A 26,370-nucleotide genomic window follows, 5' to 3' on the forward strand; every position below is an offset into this window, starting at 1 on the left:
AGGGAAAACCGCTACACACTTTTCCGGATCATGCCCTACTTGAAGAAGTGCACGAGGCCGATGCTCAAGGCCAGCAGCAGCATCAGCGACAGCGTGACCGCGGCCGTCACCCGGCCGCCGACGGTCGACAGCACCCGCACATCGACACCGAGCCCGAGTGCGGCCATCGAGACGACGGTGAGGATCGCCGCCGTCCTGGTCACCGGCGCGATCGCGATGTCGGGCACCAGCTGGAACGAGCGCAGCGCGGCCAGCACCAGGAAGCCGATAATGAACCAGGGCACCAGCTTGAACGGGCTGATCGAGGCGGTTTTTGCAGTGTCCTCCTTGGCTGCGCCCTTGCGCCGCCGCGCCACGAACAGCGAGAGGGCGACCACGATCGGGCCCAGCATCAGGACGCGCACCAGCTTCACCAGCGTGCCGATCTGGGTCGAGACGATGCCGGCCGGCACGGTCGCCGCCAGCACCTGCGGCACGGCATAGACCGTGAGCCCGGCGAGAATGCCGTATTGCGTCGCGGTCAGCTTCAAGAGCGGGATCAGGAGCGGCAGGCCGAGCACCATCAGCACGCCGAGGATGGCGGTGAACGAGATCGACGAGGCGATGTCGTCGCCATCGGCCTCGATCACCGGCGCCACCGCGGCGATCGCGGAATTGCCGCAGATCGAATTGCCGCAGGCGATCAGGATCGCAAGCTTGGTCTTGAGCCCGAGCAGGCGGGCGAGGCCATAGCTCACCGCCAGCATGATCACGACGGTCGCGGCGATCGCACCGATCAGAAGCCAGCCCGACGCCAGGATTGCGGCGAAGCTGATGGACGCGCCGAGCAGCATCACCGCGACCTCGAGCAGCTGCTTGGCGCTGAAGGCGATGCCCGAGCGCCAGCGCTCCGAGGGCTCCCAGGCGGTCCGCACCGCCATCCCGAGCAGGATCGCGACCACAAGCGCCTCGATATAGGGGTGGTCGAACACCCGCTCCTCGGCGGCCTGGATGCCGAGCGAGATGACCGTGACCACCCCGCAGAGCAGAATGCCCGGAATGAGCAGGATGATGCCCTTCAGCATCCCCTGCTTCTGCCCCTGATCTTGTTCTTGTTCCGGCACGAAATCCTCTTTTCGGAGAAGATTTTATGCGCTCGGGCGGGCCGCTTGGCTAATATCTTTTCGGACTGCCCCGATAGAGAGAAGTTATGTCCCTTAACCTGCATCTGCTCCGCCTGTTCGCGGCCGTGGCGAAAAGTGGAAGTTTCTCCCGCGCCGCCGACCTCCTGCACATCAGCCAGCCGGCGATCTCCAAGGGCGTGCGGGATTTCGAGCTGCAGGTCGGCTGCCGGCTGCTCGACCGCACGCCGAAGGGGGTGCGGCCGACCCGGGAGGGCGCGGCGCTGGCCCGCCATGCCGAGACGCTGTTCGCGGCCGAGCGCGCCGCCGAGGACGAGTTGCAGGCGCTGCGCAACCTCGACAGCGGCTCGCTGCGGATCGGCGCCAGCACCACGATCGCGACCTACATGATCCCGGAATATCTCGGCGTGTTCCACCGCGCCTTTCCCGGCATCGACCTGCATGTGGTGAGCGCCAATACCAGCGACATCGCGGCGCTGATGCTGGGGCACGAGGTCGAGATCGCGCTGGTCGAGGGGCCGGTCGAGGACGAGAACCTGACCAGCGAGGCCTGGCGCACCGACGTGATGGTCCTGATCACAGGCCCCGATCACCGCTTCGCGGCTGCCGCAGGCCCGATCGACGTCCGCCTGCTCAACGACGAGATCCTGATCGTGCGCGAGCCCGGCTCCGGCACGCGCGAGGTGGTGGCGCAGGCGCTGGCCGCCCACCGCGTCGAGCCCCAACGAACGCTGGAGATCGGCAGCACCGAGGCGATCAAGCAGGCGGTGGCATCAGGCGTCGGCGTCGCCATCGTGTCGATCGCGACGATCGACGATCAGGTGAAGCTCGGGAAACTGAAGGTCATCCCGATCAAGGGCGTCCATATCGAACGCACGCTGTGGCAGCTGAAATCGCCCGGCCGGCTCGACGTGCCGGCGGCGGTGGCGTTCGAGGGGATCATTCGGGAGGCGCGGGCCGCGAAGACGGCGCCGCGGATAGCTGCCGCTAGAGCGCGGCGAACAGACCCTGCGCCCAGGCAACGGCACGCTCGAAGCTGAACACGCCGGGCTCGAAATAGACCGCGCGTGCCAGCACGATGCCGACCACCAGCACCCAGAACACGCTGGTGCCCGCGGTCTTCAGCCATTTCGACACGCCCTCGGTCGCGGCCGAAGAATCGACTGCGGGGACCGGCTCACCGAAGGGATCGAATGCGGATTGGCTCATCGTCGTAACCATCTGGACTACCCGCAGAATGTCGCGACGGCGGGGGCGAAAGCAAGGGTAGCAGAATGCCTTTTACGGCGGTACCTTGGAAGGACGTTTTCCGGCTCGAAAGGCCGGGAGGATTTCCTTCTCGGCGCTTCAATCCGCCGTCAACTATCGGTCCCGCGCAGCGGGGCCGTGCGCGGCAGGGTGATCCGCACGCGCGTCCCCATGCCCGGGGCGCTGTCGAGATGGAGCTCGCCGCCCAGCCGGTTCGTGACGATGTTGTGGACGATGTGCAGGCCGAGCCCGATCCGTCCGATGTCGCGGCGCGTGGTGAAGAATGGATCGAAGGCCTGCCGCAGCACATCGCGGTCCATCCCGCAGCCATCGTCGGCGAACAGGATTTCGACCTGGTCCACGCCCGATGCGCGCAGCCGGATCGTGATGGTGCCGCCCTTGCCGTCCGGAAATGCGTGCACCACCGAATTGACGAACAGGTTTGATAGCGCCTGGCCGTACGGACCCGGATAGCTGTTCATCACGAGACCCGACGGACAATCGACCTCGAGCGCCAGATTGTTCTTCGGCAATGCCGGACGCAGGTTCGAGAGCACCTGCTCGGTCACCTCGCCGAGATCGAACGCGCTGCGGTCGAAATAGCTGCGATCGACCGCGACCTGCTTGAACGACTGCACCAGGTCGGCCGCGCGCTTGAGGTTGCCGACCAACAGCGACGAGGCGCTTTCGACGACCTCGATGAAGTCGCTGAGGCTGGACCGCTTCAGCTTGCCGCGCGCCGCCTCCGCGGCGAAGTCCGCGCATTTCTGCTCCAGCACCGAAGCGACCGTGAGGCTGGTGCCGACCGGGCTGTTGATCTCGTGCGCGACGCCAGCCACCAGCCGGCCCAGCGCCGCGAGCTTCTCCGCCTCGATCAGCGACGCCTGGGTCTCCTGCAGATGATGCAAGGCCTTCTCGGCCGCATCGCGCGCGGCGCGGATCTCGCGTTCGCTGCGTTTGCGATCAGTGATCTCCTCGGCCGCAACGTTGACACCGACGATGCTGCCGTTCGGCTCGCGCTGCGGATGCCAATGCGTGATCCAGCATCGCTCGTCATTGTGGCCGGGGCGCTGGCCGTAGACCTCCACGCCGGTCACGGGTTCGCCGGTCTCCATGATCGAGCGCACGATGCCTTCGACCGCGGTGGCCAGCGCGGGCACGCAATCATGCACAGTGCGTCCGAGATGACCTTCGACCGAAATGCCGCAGATCTCGGTGAGGCGCTGGTTGATCTGGAGATAACGGCAGTCGGGAGAGAGGTAGGCAAGACCGATCGGTGCAGTGTCATAGATCAGCTGCAGCGCCGGTTGTTTTGGGAACTGAACGTCGTGGACGACGGACGACCGCATGTCCTTCCCCCCGTTGACGCCAAGTCTAGCGGTTCACGATGTTCCCGCAATAGGCGGAGCCGAGCCGGCAGTGGCGGTCGGCCCTGTCCAGATTCGGCACGGGTTGAGGTTGGCGGAGCCGGGATCGGTACCGGCCGCCTCGCGGCAGCCCTCAGCTATTCACTGTACCGTGCGCTCGGAAATTCTCGACGAAACGCAGCAGCACCCGCGCGCCGGTGTCGGCATCGGCGAGCTCGACATGCTCGGCCGGATTATGACTGATCCCGCCGCGGCAGCGCACGAAGATCATGCCGATGTCGGCGACGTCGACCATCGCCATGCCGTCATGCCCAGCCCCGCTCGGCAACTCGAACACGGCATGGCCTTCGGCAGCGACGGCCGCGGCGATCTGCGTCTTGAGCCATGGCGCGCAGGGCACGCTGCGGTTCTCGTGGGTGACGTCGATCTGAAGTGCGAGCTCGCGGCGCTTTGCGATCGCCTCGATCTGCCGCACGATGTCGGCGACGGCGCGCTTGCGATGCATGTCGCTCTGCGAGCGGATGTCCATCGTGAAGGACACCTTGCCCGGGATCACGTTGGTGGCGCCGGGCATGGCGTTGATATAGCCGACGGTGCCGACGAGGCCGGCTTCATCGCTGCGGCAGAATTGCTCGATCGCAACGATGCATTCGGCGGCGCCGGTCAGCGCATCGCGCCGCAGCGGCATCGGCACGGTGCCGGCATGGCCGGCGAAGCCGGTGAGATTGGCGGCGAGCCGGGTCGCTCCGGAAATCGCGCTGACGACGCCGACCGGCAGCGCCTTCTGTTCCAGCACGGGCCCTTGCTCGATGTGCAGCTCGACATAGCCGAGCAATTCGCGGCGGGCGCGCGCCGCCTTGCCGATATGATCCGGATCGAGCCCGAAGGCGATCAGCGCATCGCGCATCGTCGTGCCGGCGCGATCACGGGTGTTGAGCACGCTCTCGTCGAACGTGCCGGCGACCGCGCGGCTGCCGAGCAGGGTCGAGGCGAAGCGCACGCCCTCCTCGTCGGCGAAGCCGACGATCTCGATCGCGAACGGCAGCCGCTTGCCGCGCCGGTTCAGATCGGCAACGCAGGCGATCGCGGTGATGACGCCGAGCGGGCCGTCCCACCTTCCGGCATCGCGCACCGTGTCGTAATGCGAGCCGAGCATCAGCGCCGGCAGGCCCGGCCGCTCGCCCTCGTAGCGGCCGCAGACATTGCCGATCGCATCGAGATGCGCGCTCATGCCGGCCTCGCGCATCCAGGACAGGATCAGATCGGCCGCCCTGCGATGCTCGTCGGTGAGGAAGACGCGCGCCAGATGCTCCGGCGTCTCCGAGATCGCCGCGAGTTGATCGATCCGCGCCACGATTTCGTCGCCAAGGGAAGACGGGTTTGAGGACGGATTCGAGGACGGTTTTGTCTCACTCATGCTGTTTCCCATCGGTCCAACCCGGCGCCGGAGCCCGCTTCACTGGTAGCAGGCCCGGTCCGATTCACCAGCCGGCAAATGCCGCCGTCTGCGACGCTGCGAGCCCGGCTCGCAGCGACCGCTCGGCGGTTAGCGGTTGCTTAACGGCATTGCATACAACGAAGAATGATCGCCTATAAATTAGGCATGATTGGTTTTGCCGATTCCAAAGGCGCACCACATCGATCATCATTCGTATTCACAATCAGCTACTTACGGAACCGTGACTGCCAAACGTGCTCTGGCACGAAGCTTGCGACACTCCGTCAAGCGCTGCCGTTACGGCGGCTGCGACTAGGACAGGCGGACCGGCCCGCCGGAGGGAGCACGCGATGGATTTTGGCAGGATTTCAAGAAGGCATTTATTGCAGGGAAGCGCGGCATTGGCGCTTGGCAGCACGCTCGGCATTCGCGGCGCGGCGGCGGCGGAAACCACGGTCGGCTTCATCTATGTCGGGTCGCGCGACGACTACGGCTACAACCAGGCCCACGCCCAGGGCGCGGCGGCGGTGAAGAAGCTGCCCGGCATCAAGGTGGTCGAGGAAGAGAAGGTGCCGGAGACCGATGCGGTCGAGAAGACCATCGAGTCGATGGTCAATCTCGACGGCGCCACGCTGCTGTTTCCGACCTCGTTCGGCTACTACAACCCGCACGTCGTCAAGATGGCGACCAAGTTTCCCAAGCTGCACTTCGAGCATTGCGGCGGCCTGTGGACCGACAAGGACCCGAAGAACGCCGGCAGCTATTTCGGCTATATCGACGAGGCGCAATACATCTCCGGGATCGTCGCCGGCTATTCGACCAAGAGCGGCAAGCTCGGCTTCGTCGCGGCCAAGCCGATCCCCCAGGTGCTGCGCAACATCAACGCGTTCACGCTCGGCGCCCGGCTCGCCAATCCGAAGGCGACCACCCAGGTGATCTTCACCGGCGACTGGTCGATGCCGGTCAAGGAAGCCGAGGCCACCAACAGCTTGATCGACCAGGGCGTCGACGTGCTGACCTGCCATGTCGACGGACCGAAGACGATGGTCGAGAACGCCGCGCGTCGCGGCGCGATGGTGTGCGGCTATCACGTCAACCAGTCGCCGCTGGCGCCGAAGGCCTATCTCACCGGCGCCGAATGGAATTGGGAAGCGCTGTACCCGAAATTCGTCAAGATGATCGTAGCCGGCGAACCGATCCCGAACTTCTATCGCGGCGGCCTGAAGGAAGAGATCGTCAAGGTCTCGCCCTATGGCGAGATGGTCTCGGCCGAGGCGCGCAAGCATGCCGACAACGTCAAGGCCAAGTTCATGTCCGGCGAATACACCATCTTCAAGGGCCCGCTCGTCGACAACAAGGGCAAGACGGTGATCGCTTCCGGCACCGACCGCGGCCAGCAGGATCCCGAACTCGAGAAGATGGACTATCTGGTCGAGGGCGTGATCGGAGCCACCGCGTGACGACCGAGGCGGCGGAATCGGTGGAGGCGGCCGGCGTTGCTCCGGCCGCCGATCCCGGATTCCTCCAGCGCTACGGCGCGAGCATCGAGTACATCCTGATCCCGGGCGCGGCGCTGGTCGGCGCGCTCGCGGTGTTCGGCGGCTTCATTGCGCTCTACGGCAAGAACCCGCTCGACCTCTATTTCTACATGTATTACGGCGCGTTCGGCACCTGGTTCTCCTGGCAGAACACGCTGACCCGCGCCGCGCCGCTGATCCTGACCGCGCTGTGCACGGCGCTGCCGGCACAGCTCGGCATGGTGATCATCGGCGGCGAAGGCGCACTCCTGATCGGCGCGCTGTCGGCGACGTCGGCGGCGCTGGCATTGCAGGGCGCTGCGCCGATCGTGGTGCAGATCGCGATGGTGATCGCGGGCATGATCGGCGGCGGCCTCTGGATCACGCTGTCGGGCGGCCTGCGGCAGTATCGCGGCGTCAACGAGACGATCTCGAGCCTGCTGCTGGTCTATATCGCGCTTGCCATCCTCAACCATCTGGTCGAGGGGCCGATGCGCGATCCGGCGAGCCTCAACAAGCCGTCGACGCGCGAGATCGGCGCGGCCAACATGATCGGCAGCATTCCCGGCACCGACGTGCATTGGGGCCTGGTGTTCGGCCTCGTCGCGGCCATTGCCGCCTATATCCTGATCTATCACACGACGTTCGGCTTCGCCGCGCGCGTTGCCGGCGGAAACATCCGCGCCGCCAAGATCGTCGGGCTTTCCGTCGGCAAGCTGATCCTCACCGTCTGCTTCCTTGCCGGCAGCTGTGCCGGGCTTGCCGGCATGATCGAGGTCGCGGCCGTGCAGGGCCGCACCAATGCCAACCTCGCGGCGGGCTACGGATTCACCGGCATCCTGGTCGCGTTCCTGGCGCGGCAGAATCCGCTTGCGATCATTCCGGTGGCGATTCTGCTCGGCGGCATCTCAGCCTCCGGCGGCCTGCTGCAGCGGCGGCTCGGCCTGCCCGATGCCTCCGTGCTGGTGCTGCAAGGCATCATCTTCGTGTTCGTGCTGGCAAGCGACGCGCTCTACGGGCGGATCGGCTTCCTGAAGGGAAAGTCCTGACATGGCGGATGCATCGCTCGGGCTCTGGACCGTACCGCTCGCCGTGTTCGGCGGCGCCATCCGCGTCTCGACGCCGTTCTTGTTCGTCAGCCTCGGCGAATGCATCACCGAGCGGTCTGGCCGCATCAATCTCGGCCTCGAGGGCACGCTGGTGATGGGCGCGATGAGCGCCTACGGCATCTCCTATCTCTCCGGCTCGCCGTGGCTTGGCGTGCTCGCGGCCGGCATCACCGGCGCGCTGTTCGGCGCGCTGCATGCCGGGATCTGCTCGCTGCCGCGCGTCAACGACATCGCGGTCGGCATCGCGCTGATGCTGCTCGGCACTGGCCTCGCCTTTTTCCTCGGCAAGCCGCTGATCGAGCCGACCGCCGCGCGGCTGCCGGCGATCGATTTCGGCTGGTGGAGCGATGTGCCGCAGCTGCGCGCGGCGCTGCGCATCAACGTGCTGTTCCTGATCGGCGTCGCCATCGCGCCGCTGCTCTACTGGGCATTCCGGACCACGCGCTGGGGCCTGTTGATCCGCACCGCCGGCGAGAGCGCGGATGCCGCGCGCGCGATGGGCCATTCGGTGCTGCTGATCCGGTTGCGCGCCACCATGGTCGGCGGCTTCCTCGCCGGGATCGGCGGCTCGTTCCTGTCGCTGTTCTATCCCGGCAGCTGGAACGAAGGCCTCTCCTCCGGCCAGGGCATCACCGCGGTGGCGCTCGTCATCTTCGCGCGCTGGGATCCGATGCTGTGCCTATGGGCCTCGCTCGCCTTTGGCGGCGCCGCGGCGCTCGGGCCCGCGCTGCAATCGGTCGGCATCACCTCCGGCTATCATTTGTTCAATGCCGCGCCCTACATCCTGACCTTGGCGATCATGATCATCACCTGCTCGCCGAAGCGCACGCTGACCGGCGCACCCGCCGAATTGTCCATCACCCGATAGAGCCAGCGAGATCATTCATGCCCGAGCGCTTCATCAAGTCCGAGCCCTACGCCTGGCCCTACAATGGCGACCTGCGGCCGGAGAACACCGCGCTTATCATTATCGACATGCAGACCGATTTCTGCGGCGTCGGCGGTTATGTCGACAAGATGGGCTACGACCTGTCGCTGACGCGGGCGCCGATCGAGCCGATCAGAAAGCTGCTCGCCGTGATGCGTGCGCAGGGCTTTCACATCATCCACACCCGCGAAGGCCACCGGGCCGACCTGGCCGACCTGCCCGCCAACAAGCGCTGGCGCTCGCGCCAGATCGGCGCCGGAATCGGAGACCCCGGCCCCTGCGGCCGCATCCTGGTGCGCGGCGAACCCGGCTGGGAAATCATCCCCGATCTCGCGCCGCTGCCGGGCGAACCCATCATCGACAAGCCCGGCAAGGGATCGTTCTGCGCCACCGATCTCGAACTGATGCTGCGGCTGCGCGGCATCGAGAACATCGTGCTGACCGGCATCACCACCGATGTCTGCGTCCACACCACGATGCGCGAGGCCAATGACCGCGGCTTCGAATGCGTGCTGGTCGAGGATTGCTGCGGGGCGACCGACAGGAGCAATCACGACCACGCGCTGAAGATGATCAAGATGCAGGGCGGCGTGTTCGGCGCAGTGACGAAATCCGCTGACCTGATCGGGGCATTGTCGTGATCATCGGCGAACCGCCCGCACCGTCAGGCGCGTTCGGCGTCGACGCCATCGCCATGACGATGCGGTTCGGCGACTTCCTCGCGCTCGACAATGTCGAGCTCAAGGTGCGCCCCGGCTCGTTCCACGCGCTGCTGGGCGAGAACGGCGCGGGCAAGAGCACGCTGGTGAAATGCATCATGGGCTATTACCATGCCACCGAGGGCGACATCATCGTCGGCGGTCGCCAGCAGAGCATCGCCAATCCCAAGAACGCGCATGCGCTCGGCCTCGGCATGGTCTACCAGCACTTCACGCTGGTGCCGGCGATGACGGTTGCCGAGAACCTGGTATTGGCGCGCGACGACGTGCCTCCGGTGGTCGACTGGCGCAAGGAGAAGAAGGAGCTCGAGGCCTTCCTGGCGCGGATGCCGTTCAAGGTGCCGCTCGACGCAAAGGTCTCCGACATCTCCGCCGGCGAGCGGCAGAAATGCGAGATCCTCAAGCAGCTCTATCTGAAGCGTCGCTTCCTGATCCTCGACGAGCCGACCTCGGTGCTGACGCCGGGCGAGGCCGACGAGGTGCTCGGCATGCTGCGCGCGATGGTGGTCGCGGGCGAATTGACCATCCTGATGATCACGCACAAGTTCCGCGAGGTGATGGCGTTTGCCGACGAGGTGACGATCCTGCGCCGCGGCAAGCTCGCCGGCACCGGCCGGGTCGCCGACCTCACGCCCGACGAGATGGCGCGCACCATGATCGGCGCCGAGCAGTTGACGGTGCAGCCGCCGCGCACCGGTGAGACCGGCGCAGCGCGGCTCGAGCTCGACAAGCTCACTGCGCTTGACGATGCCGGCGCGATTGCCGTGCACGGCGTCTCGCTGACGGTGAAGAGCGGCGAGATCGTCGGCATCGCCGGCGTGTCCGGCAATGGTCAGCGCCAGTTGGTCGAGGTGCTGGCGGGCCAGCGCGAAGCCGAAAGTGGCGTGATCCGCGTCCAGGGCGAGACTTACTCGGCGAGCCGCGAGGAGATGCGGCGGCACAGGATGTCGCTATTGCCGGAGGAGCCGCTGAAGAACGCCTGTGTCGGCGGCATGAGCGTCGCCGACAACATCGCCTTCCGCGAGTTCGACCGCGCCCCGTTCGCGCGCGGCGGCTGGTGGCTGAATCGCTCGGCGTTCCGCGCCGACGCCGAACGCAAGATCAACCGCTACAAGATCAAGACCCGCACGCCGGAGACGCCGATCGCGGCGCTGTCGGGCGGCAACGTGCAGCGCGCGGTGCTGGCGCGCGAGCTCTCGGGCGACGTCGAGGTGCTGGTCGCCGCCAATCCCTGCTTCGGGCTCGACTTCGCGGCGGTGGCGCAGATCCACGCCGAGATCATGGCTGCCCGCAACCGCGGCGCGGCGGTGCTGCTGGTCAGCGAAGACCTCGACGAATTGCTGGAACTGTCGGACCGGCTGGTCGTGATGTTCCACGGCGCGTTCGTGCACGAAGCCCGTGCGAGCGAAGCCGACCTCACCGAGATCGGCCGGCATATGGCGGGGCATTAGATCGGGGCGCTAGGCGATCTCGAACGCTTCTGCGGCGAGATGCCTGAGATTGGCGTGCCAGTGCTCGGCGATCTGAAGCCGGGTCGGCACCCAGACGTGCTCGTGCTTCGCGATGTAGTCGAGGAAGCGCATCAGCGCGGCGGCGCGGCCGGGACGGCCGACGACGCGGCAATGCAGCCCGACCGACATCATCTTGGGAGACGTCGCGCCCTCGGCATAGAGCACGTCGAAACTGTCCTTCAGATAGGTGTAGAACTCGTCGCCGCCGCCAAAACCCTGTGCGTTGATGAAGCGCATGTCGTTGGCATCGAGCGTGTAGGGGATCACGAGATGCGGCTCGGTGCCGGCAGCCTTGATCCAGTACGGCAGATCGTCGGCATAGGAATCGCAGAGATAGCGCAGACCGCCCGCTTCCATCAAAAGCCGCAGCGTGTTGATCGAGGAGCGGCCGGTGTACCAGCCGAGCGGCGGCGCCCCGGTCGCCTCGGTATGCACCGCGACGGCGCGGGCGATCTCCGCGCGCTCCTCGTCCTCCGACATGTCCTTGTGCTCGACCCAGCGCAGGCTGTGGCTTGCGATATCCCAGCCCGCCTCCTGCATCGCGGTGACCACGTCCGGATTGCGCTTCAGCGCCATCGCGACGCCGAACACGGTCGCCGGCAGCTTCCGCTCGGTGAACATCCGCCACAGCCGCCAGAAGCCGGCGCGCGAGCCATATTCGAACATCGTCTCGATGTTGGCGTGACGCTGGCCGACCCAGGGCTGCGCGCCCAGCACGTCGGACAGGAACGCTTCCGAGGCGCGATCGCCGTGCAGGATGTTGTTCTCGCCGCCCTCCTCGAAATTGACCACGAACTGCACCGCGACACGCGCGGCGTCTGGCCATTTCGGATCCGGCGGCGTGCGGCCGTAGCCGCGGAGATCGCGCGGGTAGCGGGCCTCGGTCACATCAGACTTCCTCGAAGCGGATGTTCTGCGCGCCCTTCCACAAAACGGTCTTGCCGAAGGCGGTGAGATTCTCCAGCCCCGAGGTCAGCGTGATGAAATGATTGCCGGCGAGTTGGCCCATCTTGCTGGCGAAGTGCACGCCGCCATAGGCGAGCAGGATTTCGGTCTCGCTGATGCCGCCGGGATAGAGGATGATCTGGCCCGGCGCCGGATAGCTGGTGTGGTTCTCGTAGGAGACGCCGAAATCGAGATCGCCGAGCGGCATCCAGACGCCCTCGCCGCTCCAGCGCACGTGGATCGCCTGGCTCTCGAACGGCATCGCCTTGCGGAACGCGGCGACCGTCTTCGGCGCCAGCTGTTCCTCGAAACGGGCGTCAAAGGTGAAATCGCCGGCGCGGACAATCAGTTTGCTCATCGGACTCTCGTGGGTACTGGAAGAAGTGATGCTCCAACCATTGCCGCCGGCCCGCGCCGGACGCAAGGCCGATTCCGGCCCAAAATGCCGGTTTTTGCCGCAAGGGCGGCTGCCGCAACGCAGATTTGAGCAGGGTTGCGTTGCGCCCCGCCTCCCCCTTTGCGAACCTGACTGCACTCACAGGAGGACGGTTGATGACAACAAACAGCTTGCACGGACATGTGGCGCTGGTGACCGGCGGATCGCGCGGCATTGGTGCTGCGATCGTCAAGATGCTGGCGGAGGCCGGAGCTGCCGTCGCCATCAACTATCGCGAACGCTCGGCCGAGGCCGAGACACTGGCGAAGGGCATCATTGCCGCCGGCGGCCGGGCGGTCGCGATCGCCGCCGACGTCTCGGAGGCTGCAGCCGTCGCCGGCCTGGTCGAGCGTGCCAAGGCCGAGCTCGGCCCGATCGACATCCTCGTCAACAATGCCGGGATCGCGATCGTCAGGGGTGTCGACGATCTCACCGAGGAGGATTTCGACCGCACCATCACGGTCAATCTCAAGTCGGCGTTCCTGTGCACGCAGGCGGTGCTGCCGATGATGCGCACCCGGAAATGGGGCCGCATCGTCAACATCTCCTCCGGTGCCGCGCGCGGCGCGGGCTCGATCGGCCCGCACTACAATGCATCGAAGGCGGCCATGGAGGGCATGACCCGCGGCTATGCCGCACGCCTCGTCAAAGAGGGCATCACCGTCAACGCGGTCGCGCCCTCGCTGATCGAGACCGACATGATGAAGGGACAGAGCGACCTGGTCAGCCGGATCCCGGTCGGCCGCTTCGGCACCGCCGAAGAGGTGGCGCAGGCCGTGATGCTGCTGGTCAACAATCCTTACATGACCGGACAGACCATCGCGATGAGCGGCGGCATGGCGTTCAACTAGGGCTGGCACATCTTGACCCGACAGCGCGATTGCCCTACGCCTCAGGCCATGAACCGCTCGATCCTGATCGCCAATTTCTGGTGGCTCGCCGACTGACAGGCGGGCCGAAACGCGTTCATGCATTTTCGGGGCCGCCGCATTGGGCGGCCTTTTTCATGTCAGCAGCCCGCATGCGGCGTCCCCATTCAACCGAATGGAGATAGCCATGACCAAACCGATCATCCTCACCGGCGACCGCACCACCGGGCCGCTGCATCTCGGCCATTACGCCGGCTCGCTCCGCAGCCGCCTGAGATTTCAGGACACCCATACGCAATTCCTGCTGCTCGCCGACATGCAGGCGCTGACCGACAATGCGCACGACGTCGGCAAGGTCCGCAGCAACGTCATCGAGGTTGCGCTGGATTATCTCGCCGTCGGGATCGATCCGAGCGGACGTCAATCTGCCTGCAGTCGCAGCTTCCCGCGCTCGCCGAACTGTCGATGCTCTATCTCAACCTCGTCACCGTCGCACGGCTGGAGCGCAACCCCACCATCAAGGACGAGATCCGCGCGCGCGGTTTCGGGCGCGACATCCCGGCGGGCTTCCTGTGCTACCCGGTGGCGCAGGCTGCCGACATCACCGCGTTTCGTGCCACTGTCGTCCCGGTCGGCGAGGACCAGGCACCGCTGATCGAGCAGACCAACGAGATCGTCCGGCGCGTCAACACGCTCGCCGGCCGGCCGCTGCTGCCGGAGGCCGAGGCCATCATCCCGCGCGCCGGACGGCTGCCCGGCATCGACGGGCGTGCGAAGATGAGTAAGTCCGCGGGCAATGCGATCCCGCTCTCGGCCTCGCCCGATGACATCTCGGCCGCGGTGCGGGCGATGTTCACCGATCCCGGTCATCTGCGCGTCGCCGACCCCGGCAAGGTCGAGGGCAATGTCGTCTTTACATACCTCGACGCGTTCGACGACGATCATGACGCCGTCGAGGAGCTGAAGGCGCATTATCGGCACGGCGGCCTCGGCGACGTGACGGTCAAGCGGCGGCTTGAAGACATCCTGCAAGCCCTGGTCGCGCCGATCCGGACACGGCGCGCCGAGCTCTCGACCAATCGCGATCACGTCGTCGACGCGATCAGGCGCGGAACCCTGAAAGCGCGGGAGATCACCGAGCGCACCAAGCGCGACGTCATGGCGGGGCTCGGCTTGTTCCAGCTCTGAACCTGTCATCAAACCATGGCAGGAACTGTGCTTGGCTAGGGCAGTTGTCCGTTTTCAGCATGATCTCCTCGGAAACCGCTTCGCACTTTTCCGGATCATGCTGTGGCGAAACCGGATTTGGAGCCTGTCGTGATCGATCCGAAAACGCTTCTCGAACGCGCCGCGCAGTTGGCCAATCAGCCAAGGGCGAAGAGGACCAAGGCATCCGCGAGCGGCTGCTGCGCATGGCCGAACACTATCGCGATCTCGCCGCGCATGAGGCCTGGGCGCATGAAAACCCGCCATCGGTCGGCGCGCTCACGGGAGCGCTCGGCAGCCGCCCGCATTGAGCTGCTCGCGCAAGCGATGTCGTTTTGTCAGCTGACGCGAATCCGGTAGCTGAGCGACTGACGCGCTCGCGGGGCGATCAGCATCAGGCCGGGCTTGTCGGCGAACTCGCCATCGAACTCCGCCGGACTGGCAAAACCGTACCATGGCTCGATGCAAAGGAACGGAGCCCCGCCAACCTTCGACCAGACGCCAAGTTCGCGGAAGCCGCGCCAGGAAATCTCGATCGCCGGGCCTTGCGTGGCTGCTGCCGGACCCAGTGTCGCCGTGAAGAGGATCGATGTGCTTGCGATCTGATCGAAGACCATCGCGTCGTCATCGAACAGTTCCTCCGTCAGCGCAAGCATTCTGCCCTTGACCGGATTGGGTTCAGGTTGCCGCCGCATCAATCCATCCTTCAACCGCCGGATCGGCGCGCCCTCAGGCTTGCCGAAGGTCAGCGTGTAGGCCTCCTTCGGCAGCCCCGGCACCAGCGGCCAATTGAACGCGGGATGACCGCCGAGCGAGGCCGGCAGCATCTCGTCGCCGGTGTTGATGATCTCGAAGCCGACCTCGAGATCGGCGCCATCGACGGCGTAGGTGACTTCCAGCCTGAACGCGAAGGGATAGCGCGCCCGGGTTTCCGCATCGTCTGACAGCGCGAGCTTGCACGACCGGGCGCTCTGCTCCAGCCAGTCGAAGCGGCGGTCGCGCGCGAAGCCGTGCTGCGTCATCGGATAGGTCTTGCCGTCGTGGCGAAGCGTGTCGTTCTTCAACCGGCCGACGATCGGGAACAGGATCGGCGCATGGCGCGGCCATTGCGGGCCGGCCTGCCACAGCAGTTCCCTGCCCTCGGCGTTCCTGAGCGACGACAATTCGGCGCCCTGGGCGTTGATGGTTGCGGCAATCCCGTCGCCGCGCAGGGTGTGACTGTCGCTCATGGATGGCCTCGTCGGGGTTGCACTGTGCCCCGTCACGAGATGTTCGATACCGGCGAAGCCGTCAACCCCAAAGCGATGGGGCCGCCCGCGCGTGGCGGCCCCGGGCGCCAAGCCTAACCGGTGATCTTGGAGAAATCGGGCTGGCGGCGCTCGGCAAACGCCGCAAAAGCCTCGCGCGCTTCGGCGCTCATCAATCGCTCCTGGAAGATCTTGCCCTCGCGCGCCATCTGCGCGCTGATCGCTGCGGGATCACGCATCAGCGCCTTGGTGTGCTGCAGCGAGCCGAACGGCCGCTTCGCCAATGCGTCCGCCGCGCCGCGTGCCCTGGCCCGGAGATCCGCGAGCGGCACCACCGCGTTGGCGAGGCCGATCGCAACAGCGGTCTCCGCCTCGACCGGTTCACCGAGCGCGAACATCGCATAGGCGCGCGCGTAGCCGATCCGCTGCGGCAGCAGATAGGTCGAGGCCGCCTCCGGCACTAGCGCAAGATTGACGAATGGCGTGATCAGCCGCGCGGTCGGCGCGAGATAAACGAGGTCGCAATGCAGCAGCATGGTGGTGCCGATGCCGACCGCATTGCCCTGCACGGCAGCGACCAGCGGCCGCGTCGCCTTGGCAAGACAGCCAAGGAAGCGGCTCACATGACGCTCGCCCTGCACGCCGCGCGACACCGCCGCGAAATCGGCAAGATCGTTGCCGGCGGTAAAGCTGTCGCCGTCGCCCTGCAACAGCACGGCGCGGATCGAGGAATCGCCTTCCGCGCGTTCGAGCGCGTCGGCCATCGCGCCATACATCGCATTGGTAATCGCATTCTTCTTGTCCGGACGCGCCATCGTCACGGTGAGAACGCCATTGTCCAGCGCCACGGTCACTTCACTCATGTCTCACTCCTTTGATTGCTACTTGTTTGGCGCGTTTTCTTCACGCGAACCGGTACCCGCTTCGCGCGAAAACGCTCTAACCGTCTTTGTCCTTCGGAAACTTCTCTTGCAGGCTGATCAGCCAGCGCGACACCACGTCGATCTCGGCCTCCGAGAACCCGTCCATCAGGCGATTGTTGATCACCCTGGTCCGCGTCGCGGCGCGCTTGCCGAGTTCCTGCCCTGCCGGCGTCAGATAGAGCCGCTGGCTGCGTCCGTCCTCACCATCCCGCCGGCGCTTCACGAGGCCGGCGCGCTCCATCCGGTCGGCGAGCCCGGTCATCGCCGACGGCACGATGTCGAGCGCCTGCGATACGTCGCCGATCAGCGCGCCGTCATTGCGGCCGAGGAAGAACAGCACGCCCGCCTGCGCCGACGTCAGGTCGTGCGCGGCCGTCTCCTGATCGATGGCGCGTTGCAGCCGTCGATAGGCCACGGTCAGAAGGAAGATCAGCCGGTGTTCCGCTTTCATGCGGTCGTTATATATTTCGCACGCGAAATATCAAGATATTTCGTGCGCGAAATATCTGGCGATGTCCGTTTGCTTTTTTGCGGCTCCTCAATAGTTCGGCATCCAAGTCCCGTAAAATGCCAAAGATGAGCCCTCTCAACCGCTTTGATTGCGACATTTTGATCGCGTCGCCGGATCGTTGCGCCGTGCTCCAGCAGAAAACCCTTGATCGACATCGACCAAACGGGAAATCTTGCATCGGGCAGCCGCGCCTTGCTTTGCGGCTTCGGCGGCACCACGGGAGTGTCATGACGTCAGCGGCTAGTCCGGACAGGGAGCGCGTTGCCCGCCCGATGCGGCCGCGCCATCTCAGCCAGGCCATGCGTTGTGAGACCGCGTTTCGCCTGATCCTGTCGGAATGCCTCGAGGAAGTCGCGACCAATCACGAGGCCCTGAGCTCCGGCGATCCCACGGCGCTGCACCAGACCCGGATCGCACTGACGCGGCTGAAGGCGGCGGTCGCCTTTTACGGCCCGATGGTGGCGGACAGCGAATGGACGCGACTGAAATCCGAACTGAAATGGCTGAGCGCCCATCTCGGCGCAACGCGCGACCTCGATGTGGCGATCACGAACAGCAAGGGCTTGCCCGAGGAGCGCATGCTCCAGACCGCGCGAGCCGACGCCTTCGACGCGCTCAAGGAGGCGCTGCAAAGCGATCGATACTGGCAATGGTTCGACGGCATGTGGGACTGGGTCGGCAGCGGCCCCTGGACCACACCGCAGAACCGCCGCGCCGCGCAGCGGCGGGCGGTACCGGTCGCGGTGTTTCACGCCCGCCGGTTGGCGCGGTGGCATGGCAAACTGTGCCAGAAGAGCCGCGGGCTGCAAGGCATGGGCAAGACCAAGCGCCACCGGGTCCGGCTCGCCAGCAAGCGGCTGCGCTACGCCATCGAGTTCTCGGAGGGTGGCTTGCCTGCCGATGTCTACGCGTCTTGGCGGCACGTGCTGAAGCAGCTGCGCAAGGGACAGCAACTGCTCGGCGAGCTGAACGACGACGAGGTCCGTCGCGCGCTGCTCGAAAATGCCGATTCCCTTGCGCAGCACGCCCACGAGCGCAAGGCCAAGCACCAGCGCGTGCACGAGCGGAAGCGCAAGAGCCAGCTGTTGCGCCGCGCCGCGGCGGTCTACCGGAAGCTTGCCGAATGAACGCAGTCCTCCCATTCGCACACGGCGATTCCGCCCGTTTTCATCATCCTCTCCTTTGTGGTCATTCCCATGCCTGACGGCTCATCTACGACACATCTCTATCGTCCCAAGCTCTTCACCACGCTTACCGAAGGTTACGGCCTTGCCGCCTTCCGGCACGACGTGATGGCAGGCCTGACGGTAGCCGTGGTGGCACTGCCGCTGTCGATGGCGATCGCGGTGGCCTCCGGCGTGACGCCGGAGCGCGGGCTGTTCACGGCCATCGTCGGCGGCTTCCTGGTCTCCGCGCTGGGCGGCAGCCGCTTTCAGATCGGCGGCCCGGCCGGCGCCTTCATCGTGCTGGTCGCGGCAACCGCCGCGAAGTTCGGCGTCGAAGGCCTGCTGCTCACCGTCATGGTCTCCGGCCTCATGCTGACGCTGATCGGCGCATCGGGACTTGGCTCGCTGATCCGCTACATTCCGCATCCCGTGACCGTCGGCTTCACCTGCGGAATTGCGGTCACCATTCTGGCCAGCCAGTTGCGCGATCTCGGCGGGCTGACGCTTTCGGGTGCCGAGCCAGGGCCGTTCCTGCCGAAGCTCGCGGCGCTCGGTCACGCCCTGCCGACGCTGAACTGGTCCGCGCTCGCGGTCGGCGTCGGCTCGGCGGCGGTGATCTTCGTGTTGCGCGCCTGGCGGCCAGCTTGGCCGGCGATGCTGATTGCGATTGCGATCGCATCGGTCGCGGCGCTGCTGCTGCATCTGCCGGTCGAGACCATCGGCACCCGGTTCGGCGAAATTCCGCGCGGCCTGCCGGTGCCGCATCTGCCGGAATTCTCCTGGGCGCTGCTGCTGCAGATCCTGCCGGCGTCGCTGTCCTTCACGTTGCTCGGCGGCGTCGAGAGCCTGCTCTCGGCAAAAGTCGCCGACGGCATGACCGGCCGCAAGCACCGCTCCAACATGGAGCTGGTGGCACAGGGCATCGCCAACGTCGCATCGGCGTTTTTTGGCGGAATCAGCGTCACCGGCACGATCGCGCGGACCGCGACCAACATCCGGGCGGGCGCGCGCAGCCCGCTGTCCGGCATGCTGCATTCGGCGTTCCTGCTGTCGTTCATGATCGTGGCGGCGCCGCTTGCGAGCTACATCCCGCTGCCGGCGCTGGCCGGCGTCCTCGTCGTCGTCTGCTGGTACATGGCGGAGAAGGAAGCGTTCGTGCACCTGATCACGAACTGGCGCGCTGCCGCGGTGCTGCTCCCGACCTTCGGCCTGACGGTGTTCGAGGATCTGACGTTCGGCATCATCTCGGGATGCGTGATCGCCGCGCTGCTCGCCGGCGTCGACCGTTGGCAGCGAAGGGGAACCAACTAACCGCTGTCGCGCAGCACCAGCTCGAAGCCGAGATCGATCCGGCGCTCGCCGCCGCGCTCAAGCGTCAAGGTCGCCGCGGTGCGGCCGATCGCGTCGCCGTGCACACTGATGGTGCTCAGCGTCGGCGAGATCAGCTGGCCCATTTCGAGATCGCCGAGCCCGATCACGGCAACCGGCTGCGCCGATGCGGGCCCGTCACGCAGCAGCCCGGCCTTGCGCAGCCCCGACATGAAACCGATCGCATGTGCATCGTTGGCGGCGAACACGGCATCGACGTCGGGCAGCTTTGCATGCGCCGCCACGCTGCCGGAGGCGTTGCGCTCCAGGATCAACCGGCGCGGCTCGGCGAGGCCGCTTGCCACCGCCTCGTCCCTGAAGCCGAGCCAGCGGCGCGTGCCCCGCGGATCGTCTCCGCCGATGAAGGCAAGCTGCTTGCGTCCTTGCGCAACCAGATGCTTCGCGACGGCCGTGCCGGCCTTGTAATTGTCGAAGCCCGCGACCGCATCGATCGGGTTTGCCGGCAGATCCCAGGTCTCGACGATCGGGATGCGCGCATTGCGCAGCAGGCGGCTGCCCTCCTCCGTTGCCGGCGAGCGACCATTATGATCGCCTCGGGCCGCCGCGACAGCAGCGCCGCCAGCATGCGGTCCTCGCGCACCGCGTCGTAGCGCGACTGCGCCAGGATCACCGAGAAGCCGAGCGGCTCGAGCTTGTCGGACAGGCCCTGCACCGTATCGGCGAAGATCGAATTGGCGATGGTCGGCACCAGCACGCCGACCGAATTGGTCCGCGCGCTCGCCAACGCCCCGGCCACCAGGTTCGGGATATAGCCGAGATCGCGCATTGCCCGCTCGACCCGCGCCCTCGTCTCCGGGGCGACCAGATCGGGCATCCGCACCACCCGGCTCACCGTGATCGAGGACACGCCGGCGCGCTTGGCCACCTCTGAGAGGGTGGGCGCGGCGCCGGCCGGGCCAGTCCCGGGTTCGGTCAGTTCGGAGCTCATGGCCGGAGCCTGCACGATTCCGGGTTGCCAAGCCATGATGTTAGCGCTAGCATCAGCCAATGTTAGCGCTAACATGACGCAAATTGGGAGAAACAGCATGATTTCGGACGAGCAGGCCCAAGCCTACAGGCGCGACGGGGTGATCGTGGTCCCCGAGGTGCTCAACCAGGAGACCCTGGGGCGGGTGCGCACGGTTCTCGCGGAGCTGGTGGCCGGCGCCGCCGCGGTAACCGAACACACCGATGTCTACGACCTCGAACCGGGCCATACGCCGGAGCAGCCGCGCGTCCGCCGCATCAAGGCGCCGCACAGGGTGCACCCGATCTTCGACGAGATCGTCCGCAGCCCGGCCGTGATCTCGATCCTGACCAGACTGATCGGCCCCGGCCTTCGCCTGCACGGCTCCAAGCTCAACATGAAGTCGGCGCAATACGGCTCGCCGGTCGAGTGGCATCAGGACTGGGCGTTCTATCCGCATACCAATGACGACATCCTCGCGATCGGCGTGCTGCTCGACGATTGCGACATCGAGAACGGCCCGATGCTGGTGACGCCGGGATCGCACACCGGCGACACGATGTGGGATCATCACGGCGAGGACGGCTGCTTTGCCGGCCTGATCGATCCGGACCAGATCCAGGACGACATCAAGCGCGCGGTGCCCTGCATGGGCAAGGCCGGCAGCATGTCGTTCCACCATGTGCGCGCGCTGCACGGCTCGGCGACCAATACGTCGAACCGGCCGCGCAATCTGCTGCTCTATGAAGTCGCCGCCAGCGACGCCTGGCCGCTGATGGGCGTGAAGGACTTCGACGAGTTCAACGGCCGCCTGCTGGCAGGCCCGCCGGTGGTCGCGCCGCGGCTGACCGACGTGCCGGTGCGGATGCCGTTGCCGCCGGCCAAACGGCAGGGATCGATCTACGAGACCCAGTCGGCGTCGAAGAAATCCTACTTCACGGGCGCGGCCTGAAGACGACGACAATGCCCGCGGCCAAGCCGCGGGCATTGCTGCTTTCAAGACATAAAAACAAACACTACGGGGAAACGAATGACCAAGATGGCAGATGGCGCCAGCAATTCGCGCCTGCGTGTGATTCTTGCAGCCAGCATCGGCTCCGCGCTCGAATGGTACGACTTCTTCCTCTACGGCACCGCCGCCGCGCTGGTGTTCGGCGAGCTGTTCTTCCCGAAGAGCGATCCGGTGGTCGGCACGCTGCTGTCGTTCCTGACCTTCGGCGTCGGCTTCGTGGTGCGGCCGTTCGGCGGCCTGTTGTTCGGCATCCTCGGCGACCGCTATGGCCGCAAGCCGGTGCTGGTCGCAACGCTGCTGATGATCGGCATCGGCACCACCGCGATCGGCTTCCTGCCGACCTATGCGCAGATCGGTGTCTGGGCGCCGGTCCTGCTGGTCGCGATGCGCGTCATCCAGGGCCTCGGCGCGGCGCCGAGTATGGCGGCGCGGTGATCTATCTGGTCGAGAACGCGCCGCCGAAGCATCGCGGCTTCTGGGGCGGCTTCGCGCCGCTCGGCGTCTCCGTCGGCAATCTGCTCGCCGCCGGCGCCTTCGCGCTGGTGACGATGCTACCGCGCGAGGCGCTGATGAGCTGGGGTTGGCGGCTGCCTTTCCTGGCAAGCTTCCTCCTGATCGTGGTCGGCATCTTCGTCCGCATGCGCATCACCGAGACGCCGGTTTATACCGAGGCGGTGGTTGCGCGCGGCAAGGTCGAGAGCAATCCGGCGATGGAGGCACTGCGCCAGCACCCGCGCAACTTCTTCGTCGTGCTCGGCGCGCGGATGGCCGAGAACGGGCTCGGCTATTTCTTCCCGGTGTTCGGTCTGAGCTACGTGATCACGACGCTCGACGTGCCGAAAGCGGACGCGCTCAGCGCGCTGATGCTGGCGTTCACGGTCGAGCTGTTTGCGATCCTCGGCTTTGCCGCGCTGTCTGATAGAATCGGACGGCGTCCGGTCTACATGTTCGGCGCACTCGCCGGCGTCGCGCTTGCCTTCCCGTTCTTCTGGATGGTCGGCACCAAGGAATGGATCATGATCGCGCTCGCCTTCATCCTGGCGCGCGCCGTGGTGACGGCGGCGATGTTCGGGCCGCAGGCGGCGTATTTCGCCGAGCTGTTCCCGCCGCAGCGCCGCTTTGCGGGTTTCGCCTTCGCCCGCGAGCTCGGCTCGCTGCTGTCGGGCGGCCCGGCGCCGTTCGTTGCCACCGCACTGGTGGCGGCATACGGGACCTGGTGGCCGGTCGCCTGCTACGCGATGTTCCTATCGGCCTGTACGGTGGTTGCGATCTGGATCGGGCCGGAGACCTATCAGGAGAACATCGCCGCCGATGCCAGCGAACAGGCAGAGCTGCCCGCGGCGATCCCGGCGCGGGCCTGATCGGTGGCGCAACGACTCCGTATCCTGCAGTCGCTCTGGGCGATGGAGCGGCGGCTGGCGGACGAGGCCGAATGGCCGCTGCAAACCCAGCTCGCGATGATCCGCGATGCCGGGTTTGACGGCGCCGGCGTTCGCTTCATCGATCCGGCCTTCGCGCGCGAGGTGACGAGCTTCCTGCGCGCGCATGGCATGATCTGGCAGGCGCAATGCTACCCGAAGGGCATCGACGACCTGAAGCCGGTGCTCGAGCTGGTCGCCGAGCTCGGCGCCGATCACGTCAACCTGCAGCCGGACGTCCGGCCACGCAGGCTCGCCGATTGCATTCCCCTGCTCGAAGGCTGGCGGCGGCTCGCCACGGAGGCCGGCATCGCCGTGCATGTCGAGACCCATCGCGACCGCATGACGACCGACCTGTTCTTCATGCTCGATTTGCTCGACTGCTTTCCCGACCTGCGGCTTACCGCCGATCTCTCGCATTATCTGGTCGGCCGCGAATTCGCCTGGCCGGTCGATGACGTCAACCACGCGATGATCCATCGCATCCTCGACCATGCCTGGGGCATCCACGGCCGCATCGCGAGCCGCGAGCAGGTGCAGATCTCGCCCGGCTTCCCGCAGCACCAGGGCTGGGTGTCGCTATTCACAGCCTGGTGGGAGTACGGCATCCGGTCCTGGCGGAAGCGCGCCGGGCCCGATGCGACCCTGACCTTCCTGTGCGAGCTCGGGCCCGCGCCCTATGCCATCACCGGCCCCGACGGCCGGGAATTGTCCGACCGCTGGCAGGACGCGCTGGCCATGAAGGACATGATCCGCGGGCTATGGGATCGCATCGCAAGCGAGCCGCAAGGCGCGCTCCCGCGTTGATTCAATCAGGCCGCGGCGGCATTCTGACCCGAAGCGCAACTCAGAACGCAGCGAGCAACCGTGCGCAATCATGGCCGGGCAGATCCAATTCGACGCCTCGCTCGCGTCGTCGTCCCGGCTATTGCCGCCTTGGTCTGCACGAAGGCGACCGCAGCCGAACTGACGCCTGATGTCGCGGCCATGCCGCGCGTCGCGACGATCGATCCGCGCTTTCAGTCGTACAACATCGAGATGGTCGAGGTGACCGGCGGACGATTCTGGAAGCCCTATGGCGCCGCCGGTGCACAGGCGGATGCCAAGGCAGAACGGTTCGCACCGCGCACGCCGATCGATCTGCGCGATGACAGGCTGCGAAAACTCGCGGCAGCGCTCGCTCCGGCCTACCTTCGCGTCAGCGGAACCTGGGCCAACAGCACGTTCTTTGCGGATACCGGTGCGCCGCCGACCACACCGCCGGCCGGCTTCAAGGGCGTGCTGACACGCCGGCAATGGCTAGATGTGATCGACTTCTCGCACGCCGTCGATGCCCGCATCGTCACGTCCTTTGCGATCAGCGCCGGCACGCGAGACGCTACGGGACGATGGACCCCCGAACAGGCCCGGCAGCTTCTCGCCTTCACGCGGTCGACCGGCGGCGAAATCGCCGCCGCCGAGTTCATGAACGAACCCGACCTGCCGGCAATCGGCGGCGCCCCTGACCGCTACGATGCCGCGCCTACGGCAGGGACTTTGCTGCGTTCCGCACCTTCATGAAGACGACAGCGCCTGACGTGACGATCCTCGGGCCCGGCACGATCGGCACCGGCGCGGATGCGCAAGCGCGCTTCGCCGTATCGGCGAAAGGCATCGATGTGGTCTCCTACCATCACTACGGTGCGCTCTCGGCGCGATGCGGCGGCGATCGCACGGCGAGGCAGGCATTGTCGGACGAATGGCTGGCGCGAACCGGCAACGCACTTGCGTTCTACCGGACGCTGCGCGACCGTCTCACACCGGGCAAGGCGATCTGGCTGACCGAGACTGCCGAGACGGCGTGCGGCGGCAACCGCTGGGCCGCCACCTTCGCCGACACTTTCCGCTACCTCGATCAGCTCGGGCGATTGGCCAAGGCCGGCGTTCAGATTGTCATGCACAACACGCTTGCCGCGAGCGACTATGGGCTGCTCGACGAGCGAACCCATCTGCCGCGGCCGAACTACTGGGCCGCGCTGCTATGGCGGCGGTTGATGGGAACGACCGTGCTCGATGCCGGCATTCCCGTGCAGCCCGGCTTCCATGTCTATGCGCATTGCGCACGCGACATGCCCGGCGGAATAGCCCTGCTCGTCATCAACAATGACCGCCGACGACAACGCAAGCTGACGCTCCCGGCCGCTTCGCAACGCTACACGTTGGCAAGCGAAAAGCTCGCCGACGGCAATGTTCGGCTCAATGGCAGCACGCTCGCGCTTGGAGCTTCCGACCAGCTTCCCGCCCTGAACGGCACGCCAGCTGCGGCGGGAGCGATCGTATTTGCGCCGGCAACGATCACATTCCTGACCGTTGCCAATGCCGGCAATATCAATTGCCCGTAGTGACCGAGACTTCGGCTTATGCCGCGTCGCGGCCGGCCTCGGTGGCCTCCGGCGGACGCGCCACCAGATGGCCGAGCATGATCGCCGTCATCAACCGCTCCATCTCGAGCCGTGCGGTGACATGCGACATGGTCGGCCGGCTGCCCAGCGCGAGCTGGTTGACATCGTCGACCGCCGTCAGGCCGCGCGGATAGAATTCGCGGAAGATGACGCGCTCGGCCAGGCCGTCGACCAGGCGGAAATTCAGCGTCTTCGACAGCTCGCTGAGCGCCTCGCCAACGAGGCGCTTGTTGCGTGAACCGAGGGTCGAGAGGCGATTGCGCAGCACCACCCACTCGAATGCCGGCTGATCGTTTCCGGTGCGCTGCTGCCGCGCCTCCTCCACCATCTTGGAATAGTGGCTGATACCGGTCACCTTGAAGTCGTTCGGATCGACGGTGCCGAGCACGTCGAAGTCGAGGAAACTGTCATTCAGCGGCGTGATCAGCGTGTTCGCCAGCGAATGCGTGAACGTCGTCAGATAGGTATCGTGACCGGGGCAGTCGATGACGACGAAATCATGCGACCGGCTGAGCCGCTCGACGATCTCGGCGAGCGCGCTGCGCCCGAGCGTCTCGACCTCGCTGCTCCTGCCGCTCACCGTCTCGAAGCACATATGCGCCGGGACGCCGAGATCCAGCGAGGTTTCCCGCTCCCAGTCGCGCCGGTTCTCGACGTAATGCGTCAGCGACTTCTGCTTGTTGTCGAGATCGATGGTGGCGACACGCTGCCCCGCCTTGATCAGCGCGATGGCGACGTGCATGGCAATCGTCGACTTGCCAGAGCCACCCTTGTTGTTTCCTACAACGATTACGCGTGCGTTTGTCATGGGAATCCCTACCGGACGCTTGAGTCAAAGCAGGACGAAACAGAATTTAATGAATGGTACGAATCTCCCTGATTCGACGAATCTCGACAAGAGTC

The 26,370-nt window shown here is 66.1% G+C and carries 25 protein-coding genes and 4 pseudogenes; 16 read left to right on the forward strand and 13 right to left on the reverse strand.

Annotated elements, in window-relative coordinates; translation table 11 throughout:
* Positions 1–35: 35 nt before the first annotated feature.
* Positions 36–1,064 carry a YeiH family protein gene (locus tag ALC15_RS34805; protein ID WP_050631198.1) on the reverse strand — a complete coding sequence of 343 codons (1,029 nt, stop codon included), beginning with the start codon at positions 1,062–1,064 and terminating at the stop codon, positions 36–38.
* A gap of 125 nt (positions 1,065–1,189) precedes the next feature.
* Here ALC15_RS34805 and ALC15_RS34810 point away from each other — a divergent pair, with 125 nt between their 5' ends.
* Entirely contained in the window at positions 1,190–2,161 is a 972-nt protein-coding gene (locus tag ALC15_RS34810) for a LysR family transcriptional regulator (RefSeq protein WP_050631199.1), read from the forward strand.
* On the opposite strand, the gene ALC15_RS34815 is transcribed toward ALC15_RS34810, so the two are convergent.
* From ALC15_RS34815 to ALC15_RS34825, 3 genes are all read right to left on the reverse strand, one after another.
* A complete protein-coding gene (locus ALC15_RS34815; RefSeq protein WP_063781911.1) occupies positions 2,109–2,330 on the reverse strand; it encodes a hypothetical protein in 222 nt (73 codons plus the stop codon). The genes ALC15_RS34810 and ALC15_RS34815 overlap by 53 nt on opposite strands.
* A gap of 149 nt (positions 2,331–2,479) precedes the next feature.
* Entirely contained in the window at positions 2,480–3,718 is a 1,239-nt protein-coding gene (locus ALC15_RS34820) for an ATP-binding protein (protein ID WP_050631201.1), read from the reverse strand.
* A 151-nt stretch (positions 3,719–3,869) separates the two neighbouring features.
* Positions 3,870–5,153 carry an allantoate amidohydrolase gene (locus ALC15_RS34825; RefSeq protein ID WP_050631202.1) on the reverse strand — a complete coding sequence of 428 codons (1,284 nt, stop codon included), beginning with the start codon at positions 5,151–5,153 and terminating at the stop codon, positions 3,870–3,872.
* 371 nt (positions 5,154–5,524) lie between these two features.
* On the opposite strand from ALC15_RS34825, the gene ALC15_RS34830 reads away from it, so the two are divergent.
* Genes ALC15_RS34830 through ALC15_RS34850 form a run of 5 tightly spaced genes read left to right on the forward strand, consistent with a single transcriptional unit; the run spans position 5,525 to position 10,898 of the window.
* Positions 5,525–6,634: a BMP family ABC transporter substrate-binding protein gene (locus tag ALC15_RS34830; protein WP_050631203.1), complete on the forward strand. Its 1,110-nt coding sequence runs from the start codon at positions 5,525–5,527 to the stop codon at positions 6,632–6,634.
* Positions 6,631–7,740: an ABC transporter permease gene (locus tag ALC15_RS34835; protein WP_050631204.1), complete on the forward strand. Its 1,110-nt coding sequence runs from the start codon at positions 6,631–6,633 to the stop codon at positions 7,738–7,740. The genes ALC15_RS34830 and ALC15_RS34835 overlap by 4 nt, the downstream gene beginning before the upstream one ends.
* A 1-nt stretch (position 7,741) precedes the next feature.
* Positions 7,742–8,668 (forward strand): ABC transporter permease, encoded by a 927-nt coding sequence (locus tag ALC15_RS34840; RefSeq protein WP_050631205.1) that lies wholly within the window; start codon positions 7,742–7,744, stop codon positions 8,666–8,668.
* Between the two features lie 17 nt (positions 8,669–8,685).
* Positions 8,686–9,369, forward strand: a complete 684-nt coding sequence (gene biuH / locus ALC15_RS34845) for a biuret amidohydrolase (protein ID WP_050631206.1) — start codon at positions 8,686–8,688, stop codon at positions 9,367–9,369.
* Entirely contained in the window at positions 9,366–10,898 is a 1,533-nt protein-coding gene (locus ALC15_RS34850) for an ABC transporter ATP-binding protein (protein WP_050631207.1), read from the forward strand. Before biuH ends, ALC15_RS34850 begins: the two co-directional genes overlap by 4 nt.
* A 9-nt stretch (positions 10,899–10,907) precedes the next feature.
* On the opposite strand, the gene puuE is transcribed toward ALC15_RS34850, so the two are convergent.
* Positions 10,908–11,846 (reverse strand): allantoinase PuuE, encoded by a 939-nt coding sequence (gene puuE, locus ALC15_RS34855; protein ID WP_050631208.1) that lies wholly within the window; start codon positions 11,844–11,846, stop codon positions 10,908–10,910.
* A 1-nt stretch (position 11,847) separates the two neighbouring features.
* Complete coding sequence (locus ALC15_RS34860) at positions 11,848–12,261, reverse strand: DUF3830 family protein (RefSeq protein ID WP_050631209.1); 414 nt, start codon at positions 12,259–12,261, stop codon at positions 11,848–11,850.
* Between the two features lie 194 nt (positions 12,262–12,455).
* On the opposite strand from ALC15_RS34860, the gene ALC15_RS34865 reads away from it, so the two are divergent.
* The 3 genes and pseudogenes from ALC15_RS34865 to ALC15_RS42420 all read left to right on the forward strand — a co-directional run bounded on the left by ALC15_RS34865 (position 12,456) and on the right by ALC15_RS42420 (position 14,725).
* A complete protein-coding gene (locus ALC15_RS34865) occupies positions 12,456–13,190 on the forward strand; it encodes an SDR family NAD(P)-dependent oxidoreductase (protein WP_050631210.1) in 735 nt (244 codons plus the stop codon).
* 205 nt (positions 13,191–13,395) lie between these two features.
* Positions 13,396–14,396 (forward strand): annotated as a pseudogene (trpS, locus tag ALC15_RS34870) (tryptophan--tRNA ligase).
* Between the two features lie 59 nt (positions 14,397–14,455).
* The gene (locus ALC15_RS42420; protein ID WP_244486387.1) at positions 14,456–14,725 is read left to right on the forward strand and encodes a hypothetical protein; all 270 of its coding nucleotides are present in this window, start codon (positions 14,456–14,458) and stop codon (positions 14,723–14,725) included.
* A 27-nt stretch (positions 14,726–14,752) separates the two neighbouring features.
* On the opposite strand, the gene ALC15_RS34875 is transcribed toward ALC15_RS42420, so the two are convergent.
* From ALC15_RS34875 to ALC15_RS43695, 4 genes are all read right to left on the reverse strand, one after another.
* The gene (locus ALC15_RS34875) at positions 14,753–15,643 is read right to left on the reverse strand and encodes an aldose 1-epimerase family protein (protein ID WP_050631211.1); all 891 of its coding nucleotides are present in this window, start codon (positions 15,641–15,643) and stop codon (positions 14,753–14,755) included.
* A 113-nt stretch (positions 15,644–15,756) separates the two neighbouring features.
* Positions 15,757–16,524: an enoyl-CoA hydratase-related protein gene (locus ALC15_RS34880; RefSeq protein ID WP_050631212.1), complete on the reverse strand. Its 768-nt coding sequence runs from the start codon at positions 16,522–16,524 to the stop codon at positions 15,757–15,759.
* Positions 16,525–16,600: 76 nt separating this feature from the next.
* Positions 16,601–17,035: a MarR family winged helix-turn-helix transcriptional regulator gene (locus ALC15_RS34885; protein WP_050631213.1), complete on the reverse strand. Its 435-nt coding sequence runs from the start codon at positions 17,033–17,035 to the stop codon at positions 16,601–16,603.
* Positions 17,032–17,313, reverse strand: a complete 282-nt coding sequence (locus ALC15_RS43695; protein WP_128089665.1) for a hypothetical protein — start codon at positions 17,311–17,313, stop codon at positions 17,032–17,034. Before ALC15_RS43695 ends, ALC15_RS34885 begins: the two co-directional genes overlap by 4 nt.
* Positions 17,314–17,322: 9 nt before the next feature.
* Between ALC15_RS43695 and ALC15_RS34890 the strand changes: the two genes are divergently transcribed.
* Complete coding sequence (locus ALC15_RS34890; RefSeq protein WP_244486388.1) at positions 17,323–18,222, forward strand: CHAD domain-containing protein; 900 nt, start codon at positions 17,323–17,325, stop codon at positions 18,220–18,222.
* A 69-nt stretch (positions 18,223–18,291) separates the two neighbouring features.
* Positions 18,292–19,533 (forward strand): annotated as a pseudogene (locus ALC15_RS34895) (SulP family inorganic anion transporter); the annotation flags it as partial.
* A gap of 35 nt (positions 19,534–19,568) precedes the next feature.
* Here the strand turns inward: ALC15_RS34895 and ALC15_RS46705 are convergent.
* Together ALC15_RS46705 and ALC15_RS47730 are read right to left on the reverse strand one after the other, a co-directional pair.
* Positions 19,569–20,138: a substrate-binding domain-containing protein gene (locus tag ALC15_RS46705; RefSeq protein ID WP_162240537.1), complete on the reverse strand. Its 570-nt coding sequence runs from the start codon at positions 20,136–20,138 to the stop codon at positions 19,569–19,571.
* Between the two features lie 263 nt (positions 20,139–20,401).
* Positions 20,402–20,677: pseudogene (locus ALC15_RS47730) on the reverse strand (LacI family DNA-binding transcriptional regulator); the annotation flags it as partial.
* On the opposite strand from ALC15_RS47730, the gene ALC15_RS34910 reads away from it, so the two are divergent.
* The 5 genes and pseudogenes from ALC15_RS34910 to ALC15_RS46720 all read left to right on the forward strand — a co-directional run bounded on the left by ALC15_RS34910 (position 20,676) and on the right by ALC15_RS46720 (position 25,407).
* Positions 20,676–21,548: a phytanoyl-CoA dioxygenase family protein gene (locus ALC15_RS34910; RefSeq protein ID WP_050631217.1), complete on the forward strand. Its 873-nt coding sequence runs from the start codon at positions 20,676–20,678 to the stop codon at positions 21,546–21,548. The pseudogene ALC15_RS47730 and the gene ALC15_RS34910 sit on opposite strands and share 2 nt — an antisense overlap.
* 87 nt (positions 21,549–21,635) lie before the next feature.
* Positions 21,636–22,969 (forward strand): annotated as a pseudogene (locus ALC15_RS34915) (MFS transporter).
* 3 nt (positions 22,970–22,972) lie between these two features.
* Complete coding sequence (locus ALC15_RS34920; RefSeq protein ID WP_050631218.1) at positions 22,973–23,833, forward strand: sugar phosphate isomerase/epimerase family protein; 861 nt, start codon at positions 22,973–22,975, stop codon at positions 23,831–23,833.
* A 129-nt stretch (positions 23,834–23,962) separates the two neighbouring features.
* Positions 23,963–24,586, forward strand: coding sequence for a hypothetical protein (locus tag ALC15_RS46715; protein WP_244486389.1), 624 nt, complete (start codon positions 23,963–23,965; stop codon positions 24,584–24,586).
* On the forward strand, positions 24,583–25,407 hold the full coding sequence (locus ALC15_RS46720; RefSeq protein ID WP_244486390.1) for a hypothetical protein: 825 nt from the start codon (positions 24,583–24,585) through the stop codon (positions 25,405–25,407). Before ALC15_RS46715 ends, ALC15_RS46720 begins: the two co-directional genes overlap by 4 nt.
* 16 nt (positions 25,408–25,423) lie before the next feature.
* Here ALC15_RS46720 and ALC15_RS34930 read toward each other — a convergent pair whose 3' ends face one another.
* Positions 25,424–26,275: a division plane positioning ATPase MipZ gene (locus ALC15_RS34930; protein WP_094194312.1), complete on the reverse strand. Its 852-nt coding sequence runs from the start codon at positions 26,273–26,275 to the stop codon at positions 25,424–25,426.
* Positions 26,276–26,370 lie beyond the last annotated feature (95 nt).

It is taken from the genome of Bradyrhizobium viridifuturi, assembly GCF_001238275.1.
GTDB lineage: Bacteria > Pseudomonadota > Alphaproteobacteria > Rhizobiales > Xanthobacteraceae > Bradyrhizobium > Bradyrhizobium viridifuturi.